Origin of the sequence: Streptomyces millisiae (assembly GCF_031845425.1) — a bacterium.
GTDB classification, from domain to species: Bacteria; Actinomycetota; Actinomycetes; order Streptomycetales; family Streptomycetaceae; genus Streptomyces; species Streptomyces millisiae.
Genome location: NZ_JAVREM010000014.1, coordinates 24595 through 38820, shown reverse-complemented (window position 1 = coordinate 38820; position 14226 = coordinate 24595). Strand labels below are relative to the sequence as shown.

The 14226-nt window shown below is 73.2% G+C and carries 10 protein-coding genes; 3 read left to right on the top strand and 7 right to left on the bottom strand.

Annotated elements, in window-relative coordinates:
* The first annotated feature begins 14 nt into the window (after window positions 1-14).
* Window positions 15-767 carry an amino acid ABC transporter ATP-binding protein gene (locus RNC47_RS14160; protein WP_311598928.1) on the top strand — a complete coding sequence of 251 codons (753 nt, stop codon included), beginning with the start codon at window positions 15-17 and terminating at the stop codon, window positions 765-767.
* A gap of 763 nt (window positions 768-1530) precedes the next feature.
* Here the strand turns inward: RNC47_RS14160 and RNC47_RS14155 are convergent.
* On the bottom strand, window positions 1531-2064 hold the full coding sequence (locus tag RNC47_RS14155) for a GNAT family N-acetyltransferase (RefSeq protein ID WP_311598808.1): 534 nt from the start codon (window positions 2062-2064) through the stop codon (window positions 1531-1533).
* A 97-nt stretch (window positions 2065-2161) separates the two neighbouring features.
* Here RNC47_RS14155 and RNC47_RS14150 point away from each other — a divergent pair, with 97 nt between their 5' ends.
* Both RNC47_RS14150 and RNC47_RS14145 read left to right on the top strand, forming a co-directional pair.
* Window positions 2162-3124 carry a zinc-binding dehydrogenase gene (locus RNC47_RS14150; protein ID WP_311598806.1) on the top strand — a complete coding sequence of 321 codons (963 nt, stop codon included), beginning with the start codon at window positions 2162-2164 and terminating at the stop codon, window positions 3122-3124.
* 71 nt (window positions 3125-3195) lie between these two features.
* Complete coding sequence (locus RNC47_RS14145; RefSeq protein ID WP_311598804.1) at window positions 3196-5907, top strand: ABC transporter substrate-binding protein; 2712 nt, start codon at window positions 3196-3198, stop codon at window positions 5905-5907.
* A 24-nt stretch (window positions 5908-5931) separates the two neighbouring features.
* On the opposite strand, the gene RNC47_RS14140 is transcribed toward RNC47_RS14145, so the two are convergent.
* The 6 genes from RNC47_RS14140 to RNC47_RS14115 form a co-directional block, all read right to left on the bottom strand.
* On the bottom strand, window positions 5932-6855 hold the full coding sequence (locus RNC47_RS14140) for a PadR family transcriptional regulator (protein WP_311598803.1): 924 nt from the start codon (window positions 6853-6855) through the stop codon (window positions 5932-5934).
* 1 nt (window position 6856) lies between these two features.
* On the bottom strand, window positions 6857-7717 hold the full coding sequence (locus RNC47_RS14135) for a DUF4097 family beta strand repeat-containing protein (protein ID WP_311598801.1): 861 nt from the start codon (window positions 7715-7717) through the stop codon (window positions 6857-6859).
* 63 nt (window positions 7718-7780) lie between these two features.
* Window positions 7781-7963 carry a DUF6104 family protein gene (locus RNC47_RS14130; protein WP_132929215.1) on the bottom strand — a complete coding sequence of 61 codons (183 nt, stop codon included), beginning with the start codon at window positions 7961-7963 and terminating at the stop codon, window positions 7781-7783.
* A gap of 91 nt (window positions 7964-8054) precedes the next feature.
* Window positions 8055-11756: a multifunctional oxoglutarate decarboxylase/oxoglutarate dehydrogenase thiamine pyrophosphate-binding subunit/dihydrolipoyllysine-residue succinyltransferase subunit gene (locus tag RNC47_RS14125; protein ID WP_311598798.1), complete on the bottom strand. Its 3702-nt coding sequence runs from the start codon at window positions 11754-11756 to the stop codon at window positions 8055-8057.
* A 353-nt stretch (window positions 11757-12109) separates the two neighbouring features.
* Window positions 12110-13213 (bottom strand): sensor histidine kinase, encoded by a 1104-nt coding sequence (locus tag RNC47_RS14120; RefSeq protein WP_387097272.1) that lies wholly within the window; start codon window positions 13211-13213, stop codon window positions 12110-12112.
* 5 nt (window positions 13214-13218) lie between these two features.
* Complete coding sequence (locus RNC47_RS14115; protein WP_311598796.1) at window positions 13219-14076, bottom strand: response regulator transcription factor; 858 nt, start codon at window positions 14074-14076, stop codon at window positions 13219-13221.
* Window positions 14077-14226: the final 150 nt, after the last annotated feature.

Here is a 14226-nt window from a genome sequence, read left to right as displayed (position 1 = left end):
GGTCGACTCATCCGATGGTGCGGGCCGAGCGGGTCCACAAGTCGTTCGGTTCCGTACGGGTGTTGCGCGGCATCGACCTGGAGGTGCGCGCCGGCGAGGTGTTCTGCCTGGTGGGCCCGTCGGGCTCCGGCAAGTCGACGTTCCTGCGCTGCATCAACCACCTGGAGAAGATCGACGCCGGCCGGCTCTACGTGGACGGCCACCTGGTGGGCTACCGGCAGAAGGGCGACAAGCTCTACGAGATGCGGGAGCGCGAGGTCGCCGCGCAGCGGCGGGACATCGGCATGGTGTTCCAGCGCTTCAACCTCTTCCCGCACATGACCGCCGCCGAGAACGTGATGGAGGCGCCGGTCCAGGTCAAGGGCATGAAGCGGGCGGCGGCCAGGGAGCGAGCCGAGGCCCTGCTGGCCAGGGTCGGGCTCGCGGACCGGGTGGACAACTACCCGGCCCAGCTCTCCGGCGGGCAGCAGCAGCGGGTGGCGATCGCCAGGGCGCTGGCGATGGACCCCAAGCTGATGCTGTTCGACGAGCCGACCTCCGCGCTCGACCCGGAGCTGGTCGGCGAGGTGCTCGACGTGATGCGGGGGCTCGCCGAGGACGGCATGACGATGATCGTGGTCACCCACGAGATGGGCTTCGCCCGCGAGGTTGGCGACTCGCTCGTGTTCATGGACGACGGCGTGGTCGTGGAGTCCGGACACCCGAGGGACGTGCTGAACAGCCCCCGCCACCCGAGGACGCAGGCGTTCCTCTCCAAGGTCCTCTAGCGGCTGGCGTGCCCTGCGGAACCGGCGCGCAGCGCCGGCGACAGCGGACCCTTCGGCGCTCCGCGCCGAGCGGGCGACCGGCTCCGCCGATGCCTTGGCGCTCCGCGCCGGGTGGCACGGTGGTGCGTCCCCTGGGACGTCGCGCGCCGCGGCAGTGAGTGTCCGGCGGGGCCGGGCCTTGGCGCCGCGCGCCGGGTGGGCCCGGTCGCGCGCAGCGCGGGGCGGGGTGCCGGCCCCGTGCGTTCCGGTCCGGTGGAGCCCTTGCCTGGGCGCTTCCCGCGCCGAGTGGCGCGGTGGCGCGCACGCGGCAGAGCGCGGTGCGGGGCGAGGCCCGTGGCGATCCGACCCGGTGGAGCCGGCGCTTCGCGCCGGAGGGCAGGTCGCGGCAGCGGTGTCCGGCGGGCCGGGTGCCTTGGCGCTTCGCGCCAAGTGGCAGGGTGGCGTCCGTTCACGCGCCACATCGCGCGCGGCGCGGGGCTGGGGCACCGGCCCCGTGTGTTCCGGCCCGACGGTGCCGGCGCTCCGCTTCACGCCGAGTGGCACGGCCGCGCGCAGGGCGGCGCGGGGCACGGCCCCGGCTGTGTTCCGGCCCGACCGAGCCGGCGCTCGGGCTTTTCGCGCCGAGCGGCGCTCAGCACTCCGTGGGGAGCGGCACGCCCCTGGCGCCCCGCGCGCAGCGCGGGGTGGGACAGCGTCCCGGCGGTGGCCCGACGCCGCGGCCGGGTCGGGTAGGGCGGCCACGCCCGTTACGCGGGCACGCCCGTTACGTGGCGATCCACGCCTCCCGTGGCGGCGTGCCGTCGGTTGGGGTGAGTTGGCCGGCCTTGGTCCAGCCCCAGGACTGGAAGGCGGTGCGGGCCGGGGTGTTGCCCGGGTCGAGGAGGGTGAGGTGGAGGCCCGCCCGGTGGCGGGCGAGCAGTTCGCGCTGGAGCCTGGTCGCCACCCCCTGGCGCCTGCGGTGCGGCGCGACCAGGAGCGCGGCGATCACGAACACCTGGCGGGAGGTGGTGAGTTCGTCGATCGTCAGCGGCACGTCGGTGAACGCGCGCCACCAGTCGCCGTCCCGGTCGACGCGGAAGCCGTAGACGCAGCCGACGGGCGCCGGGTCGCCGGCGACCATCATGTCGAACTCCGGCTCGCCGGTGTCCTCGTCGACCAGCCGGCGGACGAACTCCTCGCGCTCCAGCGGGAAGACGCCCGGCGCGTCCTGGCGGGCCGCCAGGTAGAGGTCGCCGATGCCCGCGCGCTCCGACTCCGCCTGCCACCGGCTGAGACGCCGCAGAAAAACCGTGCCCATGACATCTCCCCGTGAACTCCGCGCCGTGAACTCTCCATCGTCCCACTCCAGCGCCGGTTCTGGAACGGAGCGGCGGGACGGTACTAGCGTGAGGGCCATGTTTGCCGCCTATGCCGCGCGCTTCGACCGCGACCAGCCGCTGAACGCCCTGGAGCTCGGCGACCGTCCCGAGCCCGAGGCCCGGGCCGACTGGGCCGTCGTCGACGTCCGCGCCGCCTCCCTCAACCACCACGACCTGTGGTCCCTGCGCGGCGTCGGGCTCGACGCCGAGGCGCTGCCGATGACGCTCGGCTGCGACGCGGCCGGCGTCGACGAGGACGGCAACGAGGTCCTCGTGTACTCGGTCATCGGGGCCACCGGACACGGGGTCGGCCCGACCGAGCGCCGCACGTTGCTGAGCGAGAAGTACCAGGGCACGCTCGCCGAGCGGGTGGCCGTGCCCCGGTGGAACGTGCTGCCCAAGCCGAAGGAGCTGTCCTTCGAGGAGGCGGCCTGCCTGCCCACCGCCTGGCTGACCGCCTACCGGATGCTGTTCACCAACGCCGGGGTGCGCCCGGGCGACAGCGTGCTGGTGCAGGGCGCCGGCGGCGGGGTGGCCACCGCCGCCGTCGTGCTCGGCGCCGCCGCGGGCCTGCGGATGCTGGTCACCAGCAGGGACGCGGCCAAGCGTGAGCGGGCCGTGGCGCTCGGCGCCGAGGCCGCGTTCGAGTCGGGGGCGCGGCTGCCGAGGCGGGTCGACGCGGTGCTGGAGACGGTCGGCGCCGCCACCTGGTCACACTCCGTCAAGTCGCTGCGGCCCGGCGGCACCCTGGTGATCTCCGGCGCCACCTCGGGGCAGGCCCCGCCCTCCGCCGAGCTGAACCGCATCTTCTTCCTGGAGCTCAAGGTCGTCGGCTCCACCATGGGCAGCCGGGAGGAACTGGCCTCGCTGGCCTCGTTCTGCGCGGCCAAGGGCATCCGGCCGGTGATCGACACGGTGCTGCCGCTCGACCGGGCGCGCGAGGGCTTCGCCCGGATGGCGGCCGGCGAACAGTTCGGGAAGATCGTGCTCACCATGTGACGGAACCGTTCCGAGTGCCCCCGGCGTCGTCCAGCAGGACGGGGACGAGGATGGCGCTGGGGGAGGCGACCATGACCGACCAGGGGGGAGACGCGGGCGAGTTACCCGCGTACCGGGGGATGGGCGAGTTCGTCGATGCCCTCGAACAGTTGATCAAGCAGCCCCGGCGGCGGCGCAGCTGGCTGCCGGTGCTGCTGCTCACCGGCCCGGTCGACGGGCGCGTCGCCACGGGGCTGCGGCGCTGGCTCAACGGCGACCACGGCCCGCTCACCCCGCACGCCTACGTCTCGGGCGCGGAGAGCGGCCCGGAGGCGCCCGACCTGTTCGACGAGATCAGCGAGCAGCTGCGGCGCACCACCCGCGCCTGTGACGGCGGCCGGCTCAGGCTCCCCGGGCTCTGGCTGCTCAGGACGGTCGCCGCGGCGCCCGAGCCGATCAGGTCGGGGCACTGGCGGGGCATGCGCGACCACCTCTACGCCAGGCACCGCGAGGAGTCCACCCTCGCCCAGGCCCTGTGGAACGTGGCGGGCGAGGAACGCGGCGACGGCATCAGGGGCGACGGCGGCATCGCCGCGGCGGTGTGGAACTTCCTGGTCGGCTGGGCCTTCCAGGGGCTGCCCCGGCTGCTGTTCACGGCCCGCGCCAAGCGCCGGCTCGCCTGGTTCACCGCCTGGGCGGACCGGCAACGCGGCCCCGCCTCCCTCTTCGACCACCTGCGCGACCTGGTGCCGGCCGCGTCCAGCGCCGAGGGCCTCGAGGACCTGGACCGGGTGCTGGTGCAGGCCATGATGACCGACCTGGAGCGGGCGGTGCGCGGCGGCTTCCCGCGGCCCTGGCGCCGCCGGCGCGCCCACCGCTACGTGCTGCTCTTCGACCGCGCGGGCGACGAGCACTCGCGGGTGCAGCGGTTCATCAGGGAGCTGCGCAACGAGGCCAAGGACCGGGGCGCCACCTCGCTGCTGGTGGTGGCGGCCGGGGTGAACGGGCTCGCCAGCCTGATCCCCGACGAGGAGAAGACCGGCTTCGACGCCGCCGCCGACTGGCTCGTCGACGGCCTGACCGACCCCCGCCTGGTGGCCACGGTGACCGGGCTCGTGGTCACCGTGCCCGAGGACCAGGCCCCCGACGACCCCAGGGCCGCCTACCAGTTGCGGCGCCGGCGGCGCCTTCGGGTCAGGCCGCACCGCCTGGGGCCGCGCGCCGAACTCGCCGCCGAACTCACGGCGGTGGCGCTGCTCGCCGGCCTGCTGCCGTTCGTCCCGCTGCCCGGGGACGACGGGTGCGCAGGCGGCACCTTCCGGGGCTCGGACGGCACCTGCGTGGGGCCGCAGGGGCCGACGCTCGGCAGCCCGGTCGTCCCCGACCCCGACATCCGCGAGGTGCTGGGGCGCATCGAGGAGCAGAACGCCGCGGTCGACGCCGCCACCGCCGACTGGCGTCCCGAGGACGGGCTGCCGATGCCGCGCACCGTCTTCTACATCGGGCCGTTGAGCGGCGGCGCCGGCTCCGACGATCCGGTGCGCGGCGGGACGCTCGCCCAGCTGCGCGGGCTCGCGCTGGCCCAGGGCCACGGCAACGCGCAGGCGCTGGGCACCCGGGAGCGGGTGCCGCTGCGGGTGGTCGCGGCCGACGCGGGGGACCGGTTCCGTGACGCGGTGCAGGTGGCGCGGCACGTCGTCGACCTGGCCGAGGAGGACCCGTCGATCGTCGGGGTGGTGGGGATGGCGCAGAGCCGGGACACCGTCTACCGGGCCCTCGAGGTGCTGAGCCGGGCCGGGCTTCCGGTGGTCGGCATGGCCGGCACCGCGGACGAACTGCTCGACCACGGCACGCACTACTACCAGAACGCGCCCACCAACAGCAGGGCCGCGGTCGCCATGGCCGCGTTCGCCACCGACGCCCCGATGATCGCCGACGCGGACGGCCGGCGGCGCCCGGCCGAGCGGGCGGTGCTGGTGGCCGACGCCCGCGACGCCTACAGCAGCGGCCTGGCCGGCTCCTTCCAGGAGAGCTACCCGGGGCCGCTGGACACCCTGCTCTACACGCCGTCGAACGACCTGCCGCGCGACGAGGGGACGCTGACCGGCGAGCCGGCGCCCACCCTGGCGCGGCTGGCGGCCGAGGTGTGCGGACGGCTGGCCGAGGAGCCCGCCACCGCCCTGGTCTGGGCGGCGCGGGGCAGCGAACTCCCGCTCTTCCTCCAGGAGCTGAGGGTGCGGTCGGAGGACTGCCCGCGGGTGAGCGTGCTCGGCGGCGACGAGATCTCCAACGTGCGGATCACCGAGGACGAGCCCTGGCGGGTCTTCCCCGAGCTCTCCCTGTACTACGTGCTGGACGGCGGCGGGCCGATGCTGCGGGAGAGCCAGGAGGGGCAGGCCTTCGCCGACGCCTACGAGCGGGCCTACGGCGGGACGGACGCGGCCGACGTGGCCCGGGCCATCGCGCTCGACCCGCGACCCGCGCTGGCCTGGGACGCGCTGCGCTATTTCGCCACCGCCGTGGACCAGGCGTGGGAGAGCACCGGCCGGGCCAACGGCCGGCTCGACCGCGACCTCGTGCAGGGCGTGCTCTACCAGGGCCTCGGCCCGGACGGCTTCGACGGCGCCACCGGCCGGCTCGACCCCGCCGGCGCCGACGGCGGCGGGCGCACCACCGAGGACAAGCTGGTGATCATCCTGCATGTCGCCGCCGCACAGCCGCCGCGCGCCGAGCTGGTCTGCGGGGCCGTCACCGCGGCGGACGTCAGGACCACCTGGGGCGAGGGGAACCACCCCTGCCCCTGACCGAAGGCTAGGCCCGGTCCGGCCCTAGGACCCGTCCTCGGGGAGCCGCAGCAGCGCGACCAGGTGGGCGGCGCTCGCCGACAGGTGGCGGCGGGCGTGGCGCAGCTGGTCCTGGGAGACGCCGTGGTCCCTGGCCGCGTCCCGCACGTCGTCCCGGAAGCGGTCGAGGAGCCGGATCAGCTCGCGCTCCGGGTCGGCCACCGGCTCGTCCGGCTCGCCGCCCGGCTCGTCCTCCCGCACCGGGTGGCCCCAGGCCCACGGGGTGCTCGGGCCGACGAACCGGCTCCAGCCCCCGATCTCGTGGTTGAGGCCGTCGAGCCCCTCGCGCACCGCGCCCGACCAGTCGCCGCTGGCGGCCCTGGTCTGCACCCGCTCCTGGATGCGCCGCGCGGCCTGCTCGAACTGGGCCCTCGCCTCCTCGCCGGCCCGGGCGCCGGCCGTCCGCGCCTCGTCGCGCGCCCGACGGGCCTCCTCCCTGGCCCGCTTGGCCTCCGCCTTCCAGGCGGCCCGCTCATGCGCGCCGTGCCGCTGCCCGCCGGCGCCGCCCGGCGGCCGGCCGCCGCGGGCCGCCGCGGCGGCCTCCCTGACCTCCTGCCGCAGGTCGTGCGCCGAGCCGCTGACGTCCTCCCTGATGTCGGCCGCGAGCGCCGCCAGCGAGTCCCTGATCTCCCGCTCCAGGTCCGTCAGTTCGGTGTCGCGCGCCGCCAGCTCCCGCTCGCCCTCCCGGGTGAGCGAGTACACCTTGCGGCCGCCCTCCTCCGAGTGGGTGACCAGGCCCTCCGCCTCCAGCTTCGCGAGCCGCGGGTAGACCGTGCCGGCGGACGGCGCGTAGAGCCCCTGGAAGCGCTCCTCCAGCAGCCTGATCACCTCGTACCCGTGGCGGGGCGCCTCCCCGAGCAGCTTCAGCAGGTAGAGGCGGAGACGGCCGTGGCCGAAGACGGGAGGCATGTCAGGCGTCCTTACGCAGCGAGGTGGCGGGCGTGTCGTACTCGGCCGGCGGTCTGCGCAGCAGGGCCAGGGCGCCCGAGACACTGCTGCACCGCACGCTGCCGGCCCCCGCGCCCAGCGTGCCGGACAGCTGCCTGGCCCCCCAGCCGCCGACCGCCGACAGCTCGGCGAAGGCCGAGGAGACGGGGCCGCTCGCGGTGCTCGCCGACACCTCGGCGCTCACGCCCTCCGGCAGCCGGACCGCGACCTCGCCGGAGACGGTGTTGAGCCGCAGCTCAGGCGGCAGCGCCGACGGCGCCAGGTCCACCACCATGTCCCCGCTGACCGAGTCGGCGGCGAGCTGGGGGGAGCGGTGGTCGATCACCGTCAGGTTCCCCGAGACCGAGTTGAACCGCAGCCGGCCGGTCAGCCCCTGCGCCTCCAGAGCCCCCGAGACCGTCTCGGCGTGCACCTTGCCCGAGAGGCCGACCAGCGTGGTGTCCCCGCTGACGCCCCGCACGTCCGTGGGGCCCGCGATCCGGCTCACCACGGCCGAGGCGCCCACCAGGCCCACCGTCAGCCGGGCGCCGGCGGGCACCGAGACCGACACCACCGCGCTGCGCCGCCAGCCCTTGCGGTCCAGCCACTTGAGGAAGCCCTGCCACGGCAGGTCGTCGTAGGCGACCGAGAGCGTGCCCCCGTCCCGGCGGACCACCAGCGGCGGCCCCTTGACCTCGGTGATCTCGACCCGGGTGGTGGACTCGGTGGTGCCCACCACGTTGACCAGGCCGCTGACGACCCGCACCTGGAGCTCCTCCACGGGCTCCCCGTCGAAGGTCAGCGTGCGGTCCTCGCTGATGGACCACTCGGATGTGCGCGGCATGACCCCTCCCGCGTTATATCGCGTCCTGGACACACGATATATCGCGTAACGCGAAAGTCAAGGTCAGTCGTCGTCGTCCTCGTCGTCCAGGCGCGCCAGCCAGGTCGCCAGCCGCTCGACCGGCACCTCGAAGTCCGGGTTCAGGTCGACGAAGAGCCGCAACTGGTCGGCGAGCCAGGCCAGGGTGACCTCCTCCTCGCCGCGCCGCCGCGCCAGTTCCTCGATGCCTCGGTCGGTGAAGTACAACGCTGCTCCTTTCCGTTGTCGGGACGGGGACGGACACGGGTCCGGCCCGCCGCCCACGTCGGGCGACGGGCCGGACCCGTGGAAGGCTCGCTCAGAGCGCGAACACCTCGTCGAGCAGCGCCTGCTGCTCGGCCTGGTGCCGCTTGGCGGAACCGACCGCAGGCGAGGACGACGCCGGACGCGACACCCGCCGCAGCTTGCCGGCCGCCTCGACCTTCTCCACCAGGTTGAGCGCGATGAACGGCCAGGCGCCCTGGTTGGCCGGCTCCTCCTGGGCCCACACCACCGAGTCCGCGGCCGTGTACCTGGCGAGCTCCGCCTGGACTTCCTCGGCCGGCAGCGGGTGGAGCCGCTCGAGACGGACCAGCGCCACGTCCTGGCGCCCGAGCTTCTCGCGCTCGGCCGCCAGCTCGTAGTACACCTTGCCGGTGCAGAGCACCACGCGCCGCACGCCGGCCGGGTCCACCGTGGTGTCCCCGATGACCGGCCGGAAGCCGCCGCTCGTGAACTCCTCGGCCGTGGAGGTCGCGGCCTTCAGGCGCAGCATCCACTTCGGCGTGAAGACCACCAGCGGCTTGTGGTGCGGGTTGTGCACCTGCCACCGCAGCAGGTGGAAGTAGTTCGCCGGGGTGGTCGGCAGCGCCACCGTCATGTTGTTCTGCGCGCACAGCTGCAGGAAGCGCTCGATGCGGGCCGAGGAGTGGTCCGGGCCCTGGCCCTCGTAGCCGTGCGGCAGCAGCAGCGTGACGCCCGAGGTCTGGCCCCACTTCTGCTCGGCCGACGAGATGAACTCGTCGATCACGGTGGCCGCGCCGTTGGCGAAGTCGCCGAACTGCGCCTCCCACATCACCAGCGCCTCGGGCCTGGCCAGCGAGTAGCCGTACTCGAAGCCCATCGCCGCGTACTCGCTGAGCAGCGAGTCGTAGATGTTGAACCTGGCCTGGTCCTCGGACAGGTAGAGCAGCGGGGTGTAGTCCTCGCCGGTCTTCCGGTCGATCAGCACCGCGTGCCGCTGGCCGAAGGTGCCGCGCCTGGTGTCCTGGCCCGCCATGCGGACCGGGGTGCCCTCCATCAGCAGCGAGCCGATGGCCAGCAGCTCGCCCATCGCCCAGTCGATCGTCCCCTCCTCGACCATCGCCGCGCGCCGCTGGAGCTGCGGCAGCAGCCGGGGGTGCACGGTGATGTGCTCGGGGATGTTGACCTGGGACTCGGCGATCCGCTTGACGACCTCGGCGCTGACGCCGGTCGCCACCGCCACCGGGAACTCCGGCTTGGGCGCCGGCACCTCGGCCGGGGCCGGGGTGACCGTGGCCTCCCTGACCTCCTTGAAGACCTTCTCCAGCTGGTCCTGGAAGTCCTGGAGCGCCTGCTCGGCCTCCTCCAGCGTGATGTCGCCGCGGCCGATCAGCGACTCGGTGTAGAGCTTGCGCACCGAGCGCTTCTTGTCGATCAGGTCGTACATCAGCGGCTGGGTGAACGACGGGTTGTCCGTCTCGTTGTGCCCGCGACGCCGGTAGCAGACCAGGTCGATGACGACGTCCTTGTTGAACGCCTGCCGGTACTCGAAGGCGAGCCGGGCCACCCGGCACACCGCCTCCGGGTCGTCGCCGTTGACGTGGAAGATCGGCGCCTCGATCATCCGCGCCACGTCCGTGCAGTAGGTGGAGGACCGGGCGGCGGCGGCCGTCGCGGTGTAGCCCACCTGGTTGTTGATGATGACGTGCACGGTGCCGCCGGTGCGGTAGCCGCGCAGCTGCGACATGTTCAGCGTCTCGGCGACCACGCCCTGGCCGGCGAACGCCGCGTCGCCGTGGATCAGGATCGGCAGCACCGTGAAGTCCTTGCCGCCGCGCCCGATCACGTCCTGCTTGGCCCGCGCCACGCCCTCGACGATCGGGTCGACGGCCTCCAGATGCGAGGGGTTGGCCGTCAGCGAGACCTTGATCTGCTCGCCCGACAGGCCGGTGAAGGTGCCCTCGGTGCCCAGGTGGTACTTGACGTCGCCCGAGCCGTGCATGGACTTCGGGTCGAGGTTGCCCTCGAACTCCCGGAAGATCTGCGCGTAGGACTTGCCCACGACGTTGGCCAGCACGTTGAGCCGGCCACGGTGCGCCATGCCGATGACGACCTCGTCCAGCTTGTCCGCCGCGGCCTCGTCGAGCACTGAGTCGAGCAGCGGGATGACCGTCTCGCCGCCCTCGAGCGAGAACCGCTTCTGGCCGACGTACTTGGTCTGCAGGAAGGTCTCGAACGCCTCCGACGCGTTGAGCCGGCGCAGGATGCGCAGCTGCTCCTCACGCTCCGGCGGGGTGTGCGGGCGCTCCACCCGGTCCTGGATCCACTTGCGCTCCTTGGGATCCTGGATGTGCATGTACTCGATGCCGGTGGTGCGGCAGTACGAGTCGCGCAGCACGCCGAGGATGTCGCGCAGCTTGAGCATGGACTTGCCGGCGAAGCCGCCGACCGCGAACTCGCGCTCCAGGTCCCACAGGGTGAGCCCGTGCTCGGTGATGTCCAGGTCGGGGTGCTTGCGCTGCTTGTACTCCAGCGGGTCGGTGTCGGCCATCAGGTGGCCGCGCACCCGGTACGCGTGGATCAGGTCGAACACCCGGGCGGCCTTGGTGACCTCGTCGTCGTGGTTGACGTCGATGTCGACGTGCCAGCGGATCGGCTCGTAGGGGATCCGCAGCGCCTCGAAGATGTCGTCGTAGAACCCGTGCTCGCCGAGCAGCAGTTGGCTGATCTGGCGCAGGAACTCGCCGGAGGCCGCACCCTGGATGACCCGGTGGTCGTAGGTGCTGGTGAGCGTCATCACCTTGGAGATGCCCAGGCGGTTGAGCGTCTCCTGCGAGGTGCCCTGGAACTCGGCCGGGTACTCCATCGCGCCGACGCCGAGGATCACGCCCTGACCCGGCATCAGGCGCGGCACCGAGTGGACCGTGCCGATGCCGCCGGGGTTGGTGAGCGAGGCGGTGACGCCGGAGAAGTCCTCCATCGTCAACTTGCCGGTGCGCGCCCGGCGGACGATGTCCTCGTAGGCCTGCCAGAACTCGAAGAAGGTGAGCGTCTCGGCCTTCTTGATGCCGGCCACGACCAGCTGCCGGTCGCCGCTCTTGTTCACCAGGTCGATGGCCAGGCCCAGGTTGACGTGCTCGGGCTTGACCAGCGTCGGCTTGCCGTCCTTCTCGGTGTACGAGTAGTTGATGGACGGCATGGCCTTCAGCGCCTGCACCATCGCGTAGCCGATGAGGTGCGTGAAGGAGACCTTGCCACCGCGGGCGCGCTTCAGGTGGTTGTTGATGACGATCCGGTTGTCGAACAGCAGCTTCACCGGGACCGCGCGGACCGAGGTGGCCGTCGGCAGGTCACGGGAGGCGTTCATGTTCTTCGCCACGGCCGCGGCGGGACCGCGGAGCGTGACGAACTCGGGCCCGGCGGCCGGCTCGACCTCCTTCGGGGCCGCCGCCGGCTTGGCCGCGGCGGGCTTCGCAGGCGCAACCGGCGCGGCGGCCGGAGCGGCGGGCGCGGCGGCCTCCCGGGCCGCCGGCGCGGCGGCGGGTGCCGCGGCGGCCGGCGTGCTCACGGCCGGCCTGGCCGCCGCCGCACCATCCGTGCCCGGCTTGTAGTCGGCGAAAAAGTCCCACCAGGCACGGTCGACCGAGTTCGGGTCCTGGAGGTACTGCTGGTAGATCTCGTCGACGAGCCATTCGTTTGCACCGAAGCCAGCCGCAGGGTTCTTCCCTGCCGCTTGGTCGGTGTCGACGCTGGAGGTGTTCGGAGACTGTGGCGACACGGCGGCAACCGCCCTCTTCCGCTTCGCAAGGTGATTGGACAGCGGAAAACAAGGCTACGCCCCAACCGCCGTCGGGCGCAGTCCTCACAGCTCAGACGTGGCCTACGCCACATTCCGGATGGGGTTTCAGCGGCTGAATCCTCGGGAACGGCACCAAGTTCGGCTCAAAGAGGCAACGAAAAGGCAAAGCCTGACCACGGCACCGTGGCGGCCGGCCGGCCCCGCACCCGAGCTGCGTCGATGCCGGCGCGCGGCGCCCGACACGTGCGGGCAGCCGTCGGCGCCGGAGCGCCCGGTTGGGGGCACCTCCCAGGCCGCCAGGCCTGGGGGCGGAGGTCCGGACCGACTCTACGTCAACTGTTTGCCTTCGCGTTACCTGGGAGCGTGAGCCGGATCCGGCAACCCCGTCGGGATTCGGCCACCGCGATGGTCCCGCCGTGTAGATCCACCGCCCAGCGGGCGATCGCGAGCCCGAGACCGGTCCCGCCGTCACTCGGAGTGACGCCGTCGATCGTGCCCCGGCCGAAGCGCTCGAAGACCAGCTCGCGCTGCTCCGGCGGGATCCCGGGACCCTCGTCGAGCACCTCGAGCACCAGGCCGCCCGGCAGCTGCCCGGGGCGCGCCACCACGGTGACCTGGCCGCCGGGCGGGCTGTGCTTGACCGCGTTGTCCACCAGGTTGGTGACCACCTGGTCGAGCCGCTCGCGGTCGGCGTGCGCCCGCAGGCCGACTGGCGTCACGTCGAGCCGCAGCCGCACGTCGGTGCGCCCGTTGCCGCGCTTCTGGGCCACCTGGGCGTCGCCCAGCACGGCCGTGAGATACGGCTCGACCTGGAAGAACCCGGCCTGCAGCGGCACCACGCCGTTCTCCAGGCGCGACAGGTCGAGCAGCTGCTCCACGAGCCGGCCAAGCCGCTCGGTCTGCCGCAGCGCGGTGGCCATGGTCTTCGGATCCGCCTCGGAGACGCCGTCCACCACGTTCTCCAGCACGGCGCGCAGCCCCGCGATGGGGGTGCGCAGCTCGTGGGAGACGTTGGCGACCAGCTCCTTGCGGTGCCGGTCGGCCGCCTGCAGGTCGGCGGCCATCCGGTTGAACGCGTGCGCGAGGTCGCCCAGCTCGTCCCGACGGGTGACGGTCACCCGCCGGCCGTACTCGCCCCGCGCCATGGCCCGGGACGCGGACGTCATCTCCAGCACCGGGGTCGCCAGGTTGTGCGCCACGAACTGCGTGACCAGCAGCGAGGCGATGATCGCGAAGATGGCGATCAGCTGGAGCCCCAGGTCCGAGCGGTAGGCCACCAGGATCAGCAGGGTCGTGATGGCGACCGAGATGATCACCAGCCAGCCGAGCGCCGCCTTCACGGAGCGCATCGGGTCGATCGGGCGCAGCAGCCGCCACACGGCGGGCCAGGCCCGCCGCCAGACCGGGCGTCTGACCAGGTCGGACAGGACGGACACGCGGCTCAGACCTCGGATCCGCCCTGGCTCCTGGCCGCCGGTTCACCGGCGAAGCCCGGCGGGGTCTCCAGCGCGTAGCCGACGCCGTGCACGGTGCGGATCCGCTCGGCGCCGATCTTCCTGCGCAGCGCCTTGACGTGGCTGTCCACCGTTCTGGTGCCCGAGGCGTCGGCCCAGTCCCAGACCTCGGCCAGCAGCTGCTCCCTGGTGAGCACGGCGCGCGGCGAGCGGGCCAGGCACATCAGCAGGTCGAACTCGGTCGGCGTGAGGTGGATGTCCTTGCCGGCCGCCCGGACCCGCCGCTGGGTGCGGTCGATCTCCAGGTCGCCGAGGCGCACGCTCCCGGGCCGGGGCGTGGTCGCGGCCACCGCCGCGCGCTCGATGCGGCGGAGCAGCACGTGCGACCTGGCGACCAGCTCGCGCATGGAGAACGGCTTGGTCATGTAGTCGTCGGCGCCGACCCCGAGGCCGACCAGCATGTCCGTCTCGTCGTCCCGCGCGGTCAGCATCAGCACCGGCACGGGGCGCTGCGCCTGCACCCGGCGGCAGACCTCGAGACCGTCGAAGCCGGGCAGCATCACGTCGAGGATGAGCAGGTCGGGGTGCCAGGCGGCGGCGGTCTCGACGGCCGCCGGGCCGTCCGCCGCGGTCTGCACGAGGAAGCCCTCGGCACGCAGCCGGGCGGCGATCGCCTCGACGATGGTCGGGTCGTCCTCGACGACGAGGACCCGGCGCTGCGCCCCTGGGGTGGTCGCGGTGGAGGTGTGGTGCCCGGTGCGCTCCTGTCCTGCCGGCTCCGGCGGGGCGGAGGTCCCGCCCAGGCCGTTGAGCTTGGGTGTCTTCTCCTGATGGGTGTGGTCCATCGGCTGAGTCCTGGTGTCCGTCTGATTCATCTATCCCGCCCCCGGGATCGTGGTGCCAGTCGGCTGGCTGTGCTCTCTTGCTGTGCTCTTTGCTGAGTTCTTCGGTGTGTGCTTCGAAGTACGGGGTGGACCAACGGTCGTGGCGGTCCG

Excerpts from the sequence above, each read along its gene's own strand:
- RNC47_RS14160 (WP_311598928.1), top strand. The coding sequence starts at position 15 with ATGGTGCGGGCCGAGCGGGTCCACAAGTCGTTCGGTTCCGTACGGGTG.
- RNC47_RS14155 (WP_311598808.1), bottom strand. The coding sequence starts at position 2,064 with ATGGGCACGGTTTTTCTGCGGCGTCTCAGCCGGTGGCAGGCGGAGTCG.
- RNC47_RS14150 (WP_311598806.1), top strand. The coding sequence starts at position 2,162 with ATGTTTGCCGCCTATGCCGCGCGCTTCGACCGCGACCAGCCGCTGAAC.
- RNC47_RS14145 (WP_311598804.1), top strand. The coding sequence starts at position 3,196 with ATGACCGACCAGGGGGGAGACGCGGGCGAGTTACCCGCGTACCGGGGG.
- RNC47_RS14140 (WP_311598803.1), bottom strand. The coding sequence starts at position 6,855 with ATGCCTCCCGTCTTCGGCCACGGCCGTCTCCGCCTCTACCTGCTGAAG.
- RNC47_RS14135 (WP_311598801.1), bottom strand. The coding sequence starts at position 7,717 with ATGCCGCGCACATCCGAGTGGTCCATCAGCGAGGACCGCACGCTGACC.
- RNC47_RS14115 (WP_311598796.1), bottom strand. The coding sequence starts at position 14,076 with ATGGACCACACCCATCAGGAGAAGACACCCAAGCTCAACGGCCTGGGC.